The 6,707-nt window shown below is 72.9% G+C and carries 9 protein-coding genes; all 9 read right to left on the reverse strand.

Features of this window, described 5'->3' with window-relative positions; all coding sequences use genetic code 11:
• Positions 1 to 109: 109 nt before the first annotated feature.
• Positions 110 to 970 carry a prolipoprotein diacylglyceryl transferase gene (gene lgt, locus A6Q79_RS07730; RefSeq protein ID WP_286690924.1) on the reverse strand — a complete coding sequence of 287 codons (861 nt, stop codon included), beginning with the start codon at positions 968 to 970 and terminating at the stop codon, positions 110 to 112.
• Positions 967 to 1,764: a tryptophan synthase subunit alpha gene (gene trpA / locus A6Q79_RS07735; RefSeq protein ID WP_286690923.1), complete on the reverse strand. Its 798-nt coding sequence runs from the start codon at positions 1,762 to 1,764 to the stop codon at positions 967 to 969. The genes lgt and trpA overlap by 4 nt, the downstream gene beginning before the upstream one ends.
• Positions 1,761 to 2,990: a tryptophan synthase subunit beta gene (gene trpB, locus A6Q79_RS07740; protein WP_067858163.1), complete on the reverse strand. Its 1,230-nt coding sequence runs from the start codon at positions 2,988 to 2,990 to the stop codon at positions 1,761 to 1,763. Before trpB ends, trpA begins: the two co-directional genes overlap by 4 nt.
• An 86-nt stretch (positions 2,991 to 3,076) precedes the next feature.
• A complete protein-coding gene (gene trpC / locus A6Q79_RS07745) occupies positions 3,077 to 3,883 on the reverse strand; it encodes an indole-3-glycerol phosphate synthase TrpC (RefSeq protein ID WP_067858165.1) in 807 nt (268 codons plus the stop codon).
• A gap of 143 nt (positions 3,884 to 4,026) precedes the next feature.
• Positions 4,027 to 4,512, reverse strand: a complete 486-nt coding sequence (locus A6Q79_RS07750; protein ID WP_067858168.1) for a hypothetical protein — start codon at positions 4,510 to 4,512, stop codon at positions 4,027 to 4,029.
• A gap of 120 nt (positions 4,513 to 4,632) precedes the next feature.
• On the reverse strand, positions 4,633 to 5,292 hold the full coding sequence (locus A6Q79_RS07755; RefSeq protein ID WP_286690922.1) for an RDD family protein: 660 nt from the start codon (positions 5,290 to 5,292) through the stop codon (positions 4,633 to 4,635).
• Positions 5,293 to 5,299: 7 nt separating this feature from the next.
• Positions 5,300 to 5,545, reverse strand: coding sequence for an HGxxPAAW family protein (locus A6Q79_RS07760; protein ID WP_067858174.1), 246 nt, complete (start codon positions 5,543 to 5,545; stop codon positions 5,300 to 5,302).
• 38 nt (positions 5,546 to 5,583) lie between these two features.
• A complete protein-coding gene (locus tag A6Q79_RS07765) occupies positions 5,584 to 6,324 on the reverse strand; it encodes a sugar transferase (protein ID WP_067858177.1) in 741 nt (246 codons plus the stop codon).
• A partial coding sequence (locus A6Q79_RS07770; protein WP_317697565.1) for a hypothetical protein occupies positions 6,324 to 6,707 on the reverse strand: 384 nt, incomplete at its 5' end. The genes A6Q79_RS07765 and A6Q79_RS07770, both read right to left, overlap by 1 nt.

Here is a 6,707-nt window from a genome sequence, read left to right on the forward strand (position 1 = left end):
GACGGCGCCCGGGTCGGGCAGCGGCTCAGGGGTGCTCACGGCACGAACCTAGGCCGCGATCGTCCCCGTGTCACCGCAGCGCAGGCTGGCCTGCCCGACGTCGGACGGGTCAGGAGGCGGTGGCGTCCTCGTCGGCGGGCGTGCCGTCCTGCGCGGCACGGTCGCGACGCCGGCTCCACAGGAAGTACGCGAGGGCCGCCAGGAACACGATGACCGCGGTGAACACGTTCAGCCGGACGCCGAGGACGTGGTTGGCGGTGTCGATGCGCAGCTGCTCGATCCAGAACCGACCTGCGGTGTAGAGCATGACGTACAGCGCGAACGCCCGACCGCCCGTGAATCTCACCCGGCGGTCGAGGACGACGAGCAGGGCTGCCGCGGCGAGGTTCCACAGCAGCTCGTAGAGGAACGTGGGGTGGAACGTCGCGAACTGCTCGTACCCGGCCGGACGGTGCTGGGGGGCGATCTCGAGCGCCCACGGCAGGTCGGTGGGGCGGCCGAACAGCTCGGAGTTGAAGTAGTTGCCGATCCGGCCCACCGCCTGGGCGACGAGCAGGCCCGGCGCGAGCGCGTCGGCCACGGCCAGGAACGAGACGTCGTGACGACGGCACGCGATGTACGCGCCCACGGCGCCGCCGGCGATGGCGCCCCAGATGCCGAGCCCGCCGTTCCAGATGTAGAGCGCCTCGATGGCGCGTCGTCCCTCGCCGAAGTACAGCTCGGGGTCGGTGGCGACGTGGTAGATCCGCGCGCCGACGATGCCGAACGGGATCGCCCAGATGGCGACGTCGCTGATGAGTCCCTCACGTCCGCCGCGCGCGACGAAACGACGCTCGCCGATCCAGATGGCGAGCAGCGCACCGACGATGATGCCGATCGCGTAGGCCCGCAGCGGGAAGGGCCCGAGGTGCCAGACACCCGTGGAGGGGCTGGGGATGTAAGCGACCAGGCCAGCGCTCGACAGGCTCATCGGACGACTCCTTCGCGCAGCTCCTGGGCCAGCTCACGGACCGACTCGACGCCGCTGGTCGGGTCGGGCGCGTCGAGCAGACGGCGCACGAACGCGGACCCGACGATGACGGCATCGGCGTACTGGGCGATCTCGTGCGCCTGGGCGCCGTTGCTGACGCCCAGGCCGACGCCGACGGGCTTGTCGGTCACCTCGCGCAGCCGCGCGACGAGCTCGGGCGCCAGCGAGCTGGTCTCCTGCCGGGCTCCCGTGACGCCCATGACGGCGGTGGCGTAGATGAACCCGCTCGCGGCGTCGGCGGTCATCGAGAGCCGGCGGTCGGTGGAGGAGGGTGCGACCAGGTAGGTGCGGTCGAGCCCGTGGGCGCGCGACGCCTCCTCCCACTCCTCGGCCTCGTCGGGGATGAGGTCGGGCGTGATGAGACCCGCTCCCCCGGCCTCGGCGAGGTCGGCGGCGAAGCGGTCGACGCCGTAGCGCTCGACCGGGTTCCAGTAGGTCATGACCACGACGGGCGCGCCCGCGGCGGCCACGTCGCGCACGACGTCGAACGCCTGGCTGGTGCGGAACCCGTTGGCCAGCGCCGTCTCGGCGGCCTCCTGGATGGTGGGGCCGTCCATGACCGGGTCGCTGTACGGCAGACCGATCTCGACGAGGTCGCAGCCGCCCTCGATCATGGCGGTCAACGCGGCGACCGACGTCTCGACGTCCGGGAAGCCGGCGGGCAGGTAGCCGACGAGCGCGGCGCGCCCCTCGGCGCGCGTGCGCTCGAAGAGCGCGTCGATGCTGCTGCTCACTCCTCGACGCCTTCCTCGAGCACGACCGGACCGTCGATCAGGCCGAAGTACTCGGCGGCCGTGTGCACGTCCTTGTCGCCCCGGCCGGAGAGGTTGACGAGGATCGTGGCGTCGGGGCCGAGCTCCTTCGCGAGCTCCACGGCCCCGGCGAGCGCGTGCGCCGACTCGATGGCCGGGATGATGCCCTCGGTCTTGCACAGCAGGTCGAACGCCGACATCGCCTGCGCGTCGGTGGCCGGCACGTACCGGGCCCGGCCGATCGAGGCGAGGTAGGAGTGCTCGGGCCCGACCCCGGGGTAGTCGAGCCCGGCCGAGATCGAGTGCGACTCCATCGTCTGGCCGTCCTCGTCCTGCAGGAGGTAGGAGCGCGCACCGTGCAGCACGCCGACCTCGCCGGCCGTGATCGGCGACGCGTGGCGCCCGGTCTCGTAGCCGTCGCCGCCGGCCTCGACGCCGAGGAGCTGCACGTCGGCGTCGTCGATGAACGCGGTGAACAGGCCGATGGCGTTCGATCCTCCGCCGACGCACGCCACGGCGGCGTCGGGCAGGCTGCCGGTCAGCTCCAGCACCTGGCGGCGAGCCTCGTCGCCGATGCCGCGCGTGAGGTCGCGGACCATCGTCGGGAACGGGTGCGGACCCGCGGCGGTGCCGAACAGGTAGGAGGTGTGGTCGACGCTGGCCACCCAGTCGCGCAGCGCCTCGTTGATGGCGTCCTTGAGGGTGCGGCTGCCGGTCGTGACGGGCACGACCTCGGCGCCGAGCATCTTCATCCGGGCGACGTTGAGCGCCTGGCGCTCGGTGTCGACCTCGCCCATGTAGACGGTGCAGTCGAGGTCGAGGTAGGCACAGGCGGTGGCAGAGGCGACGCCGTGCTGGCCGGCGCCGGTCTCGGCGATGGCGCGGGGCTTGCCGATGCGCTTGGCGAGCAGCGCCTGGCCGAGCACGTTGCGGATCTTGTGCGCGCCGGTGTGGTTGAGGTCCTCGCGCTTGAGCAGCACGCGCGCGCCGACCGCCTCGGAGAACCGGGTGGCGTCGTAGAGCGGGCTGGGCACGTTGGCGTACTCGCGGAACATGCGGTCGAGCTCGCCGAGGAAGGACGGGTCGGCCTGCGCGTCGGCCCAGGCCTCCGCGAGCTCGTCGAGCGGGGCGACGAGCGCCTCGGGCATGAAGCGGCCACCGAAGCGGCCGAAGTGGCCGGTGGCGTCCGGCTGGGCGTAGACGGTCATGGGTGTCTCCCTGGCGTGGCGGGGTGCAGAGGGGTCGGTGGGGCGGGTGCGACCGTCACCATCGCCGCGACGCTGTGGCAGCCACGTCAGGGCCTCTGCTGCAGCGCGGGGTGGGCTCCGGCCGCGACCAGGTCGGCCACGCTGGCGCGGGGGTCGTCGCCACGGACGAGCGTCTCGCCGACGAGCACGACGTGCGCACCGGCGCGCGCGTACTCGAGCACGTCGTGCGGACCGCGGACGCCGGACTCGGCCACCCGGACGACACCGTCGGGGATGCGGGGCGCGAGCCGCTCGAAGGTGTCGCGCTTGACCTCGAGCGTCTTGAGGTCGCGGGCGTTGACGCCGATCAGCTCGGCGCCGGCGTCGAGCGCGCGGTCGACCTCGTCCTCGTCGTGGACCTCCACGAGTGGCGTGAGGCCGATCGACCGGGCCCGCTCGATGAGGCTGACGAGGGCCTGCTGGTCGAGCGCGGCGACGATGAGCAGCGCCATGTCGGCGCCTGCCGCACGCGCCTCCCAGAGCTCGTAGGAGGTGGTGATGAAGTCCTTGCGCAGCACGGGCACGTCGACCTGGGCGCGGACGGCGCGCAGGTCGTCGAGACTGCCGTCGAAGCGGCGACGCTCGGTGAGCACGCTGATCGTGGCGGCGCCACCGGCGGCGTAGTCGCGGGCGAGACCGGCGGGGTCCTTGATGGCCGCGAGGGCGCCCTTGCTGGGGCTGGCCCGCTTGACCTCGGCGATGACGCTCACGCCGTCGGCGCGGAACGTCGGCATCGGGTCGAGCGCGGGCGGCTGGAGCCGTGCCTGCTCCTTGAGCTGCTCGAGGGAGCAGGTGGCCTGTCGGGCGGCGCGGTCCTCCGCGACGCCCGCGAGGATGTCGTCGAGCACCGTCATGGCCACCTCCTCGTCAGGGTTCGAGCTGCTCCCCCGAGGGTACCCGCGCAGCAGGCGGACGACGGCCCTGGGTCCTGGCGTCCGCACGCGCGACCGCCCCGGTCCGATCGTGCGGGATCGGGCCGGGGCGGCGGGCGTCCGGCTCAGGCCTTCTTCTTGAAGTACGCGTTCGAGTCGGGGCGGTAGAGGAAGACGACGATGGCGATGCCGATCGCGAGGCTGACGAGCGAGAGCACCAGCAGGACGGGCGGCTGGCCGCCCAGCTGCGCCAGCGACCCGAGCACGCCGATCACGATGAGGACCGTGTAGACGATGCGCGCCCAGTTGGCGCCCTTGCCGATGAAGTAGGCGAACAGCGCCGCGAGGCCGACGCCGATGATCAGGCCGAAGACGACGGCGCCGATGGCGCCGATACGGGCCGCGTCACGGTCGATCGTCGCGCCGGAGCCGGCGTTGTCGATCGCCTGGTCGATGAGGTCGTCGAGCATCGCGAAGGCGAGCACCGCGGAGAGCAGGCTCAGCGCGACGTTGGCCCAGATGAGCTTGACGGCGGTGGCGACCGACGCCGGGCGCGGGCCCTTGCCCTCGGGTCGGTACTCCGGCTCGGGACTGGCGGGGAACGGCTCCATGGATCTCTTCCTCCGGTCGGGCCGGGTGCTGCCCCGGCTCTGCCACCATCCAAGCGTGGCGCGGACGCCGGGTCCAGCCGAGCAGTACCTGGCGTGTCGGGCTTGACGTAGCGGGACCGGTCAGGTGCGGATCGGGAACGTGCCGACGGCGAGGTCGTGGACCGTCTGCCGCGCGTCGTTGCCCAGAGGCCACAGCAGGTCGACGAGCAGGCCGACGAACGTCCACTGCAGGAACAGTCCGATCATCCACCGGAAGAAGCCCTCAAGGGGTCCGGTGACGGTGCCGTCGCGTCGCACGATGCGCACGCCGACGAGCTGCTTGCCGAGGCTCTCGCCGCGGTAGCCCACCCGCAGGCCACGGTTCCACGCGTCGAAGGCGAGGAAGGCGACGACGGCGAGCCCGGTGATCACGAAGCCGCCCGGCTCGACGTCGGTGACGGTGTCGGTGGCCTCGTCGTACCTCGAGCCCGAGAAGGCGACGACGAAGCCCGCGACGAAGGGGATGCAGGTGATGACGAACGGCACGAGGAAGTCGACGAACGCCGCGGCCACGCGGATCCACCACCCGGCCGGCTCGGCCGCGGGCGCGACCGGCGGGGCGGCCGGCAGGGCCGGCGACGACGCGGCCGAGGTAGCCGCCACCGGGTGCGGCGCACCGGCGACGTCGCCCTCGGGCGCCTGACCGGGGTAGGTCGGGTACTGCGGGGCGGGGGCGGCGGGCGGCGGCGTCGGAGCGTCCGACTCGGGCCGCTCGCCCCAGGCGGGCCCGTCGCTGCTCACGTGAGGGTCAGTCCGTGACGCCGCGGTGCTCGTCGACGCCGTGCGCCGTCGCACCGTGGCCGGGGGCGCGCTCGGCGCCGAAGCCCATGCGCGACATGACCAGGCCGAGCGGTCCGGCGATCACGGCGAGCGCCGCGCCGATCGTGAAGGGCACCCAGTGCGGCTCGGGGATCAGAGCGATCCCGCCGATGGTGAAGCCGGCGAGGCAGACCAGGACGGCGGTCCAGGACGCGGGCGACGATCCGTGCGACATGCAGCTCTCTCTCCTGCGAGGGGGACGACTCCGACAGCCTACCGGTGCGCGGCGGCGCCGCTGGCGCGACCTCCTGCGGAGCGCGTCGAGCCGGTGGGCGCGAGCGCGTACGAGCGCGAACGTCCGGAGTGGCGGGCGATGAGGGCGTGCACGGCGCGCGCATCGCGGTCGCGACCGATGCCCAGGACGCCGAGGATCGTAGCCGCCAGGATGACGATGTCCAGGCGCGCCTGGTAGCCGTTGAGGCAGGCACGGCAGTAGGCGGCCTCGAGGTCGAGGCGCTCCGCGTCGCCGAGCGCCTCACGACCGACCAGCTGCGCCGGTCCGGTCAGGCCCGCGCGGGTGAGGAAGCGGTCGGAGACCTGCGGGAACTCCTCGCGCAGGCAGTCGATGACGTTCTGCGGCAGCGGCCGGTTGCCGACGACGCTCATGTCGCCGCGCACGACGTGCCACAGCTGCGGCAGCTCGGTGAGCGCGAACCGCTCCACGAACCGGCCGATGCGCGTGTACAGCGGCGAGTCGGCGGGGATGTTGAGGAAGCGGGTGGTGTCGTCGACCGGGACGGTGTCGCGGTTCACGAGCTTGTCGGCGTTGCGCACCATCGTGCGGAACTTGGTGAGCAGCACGACCTCGTCGCTGCTGACTCGACGGCGCGAGCGGTAGAACACCGGACGCCCCTCCGCGAGGAGGATGCCGGCCGCGACGGTGAGCACCACCGGCACCCAGACGATCGCCCCGACGACGGTGAGGAACAGGTCGAGTGCGCGCTTCTTCCACATCAGGGGGCCACCTTCGGGTCGACGAGCTCGGGGGTCGGATCGACGCGTCCGGGCCGGACGGCCTGGACGACGAGGGAGAGGGAGCGCACCAGCAGCCACAGGCGCGCGTCGAGGCCGACGACGCGACGACGGCCGAGCGGCTGCGACGACCGCAGCGCGCGCTCGACGTGCGCCGCGACGCGGTCGAACCGCGCGTGCAGCCGGTGCCACGGTCGCGTGCCCTCCCCCGCGGCCAGGAGCCGCCCGGGGTAGAGCACGTCGAGGCGTGCGTGCGGGTGGGCGGCGACGAGCTCGAGGAGCAGCTGCTCGACGAGGCTCTTCGCGCCGCCGTAGTAGCGCCGGTCGGGCGTGGGCGCCAGCGCGACCACCGAGGACACGAGGAG

Source organism: Aeromicrobium sp. REDSEA-S32_B7 (genome assembly GCF_001626145.1).
Lineage (GTDB): Bacteria > Actinomycetota > Actinomycetes > Propionibacteriales > Nocardioidaceae > Aeromicrobium > Aeromicrobium erythreum.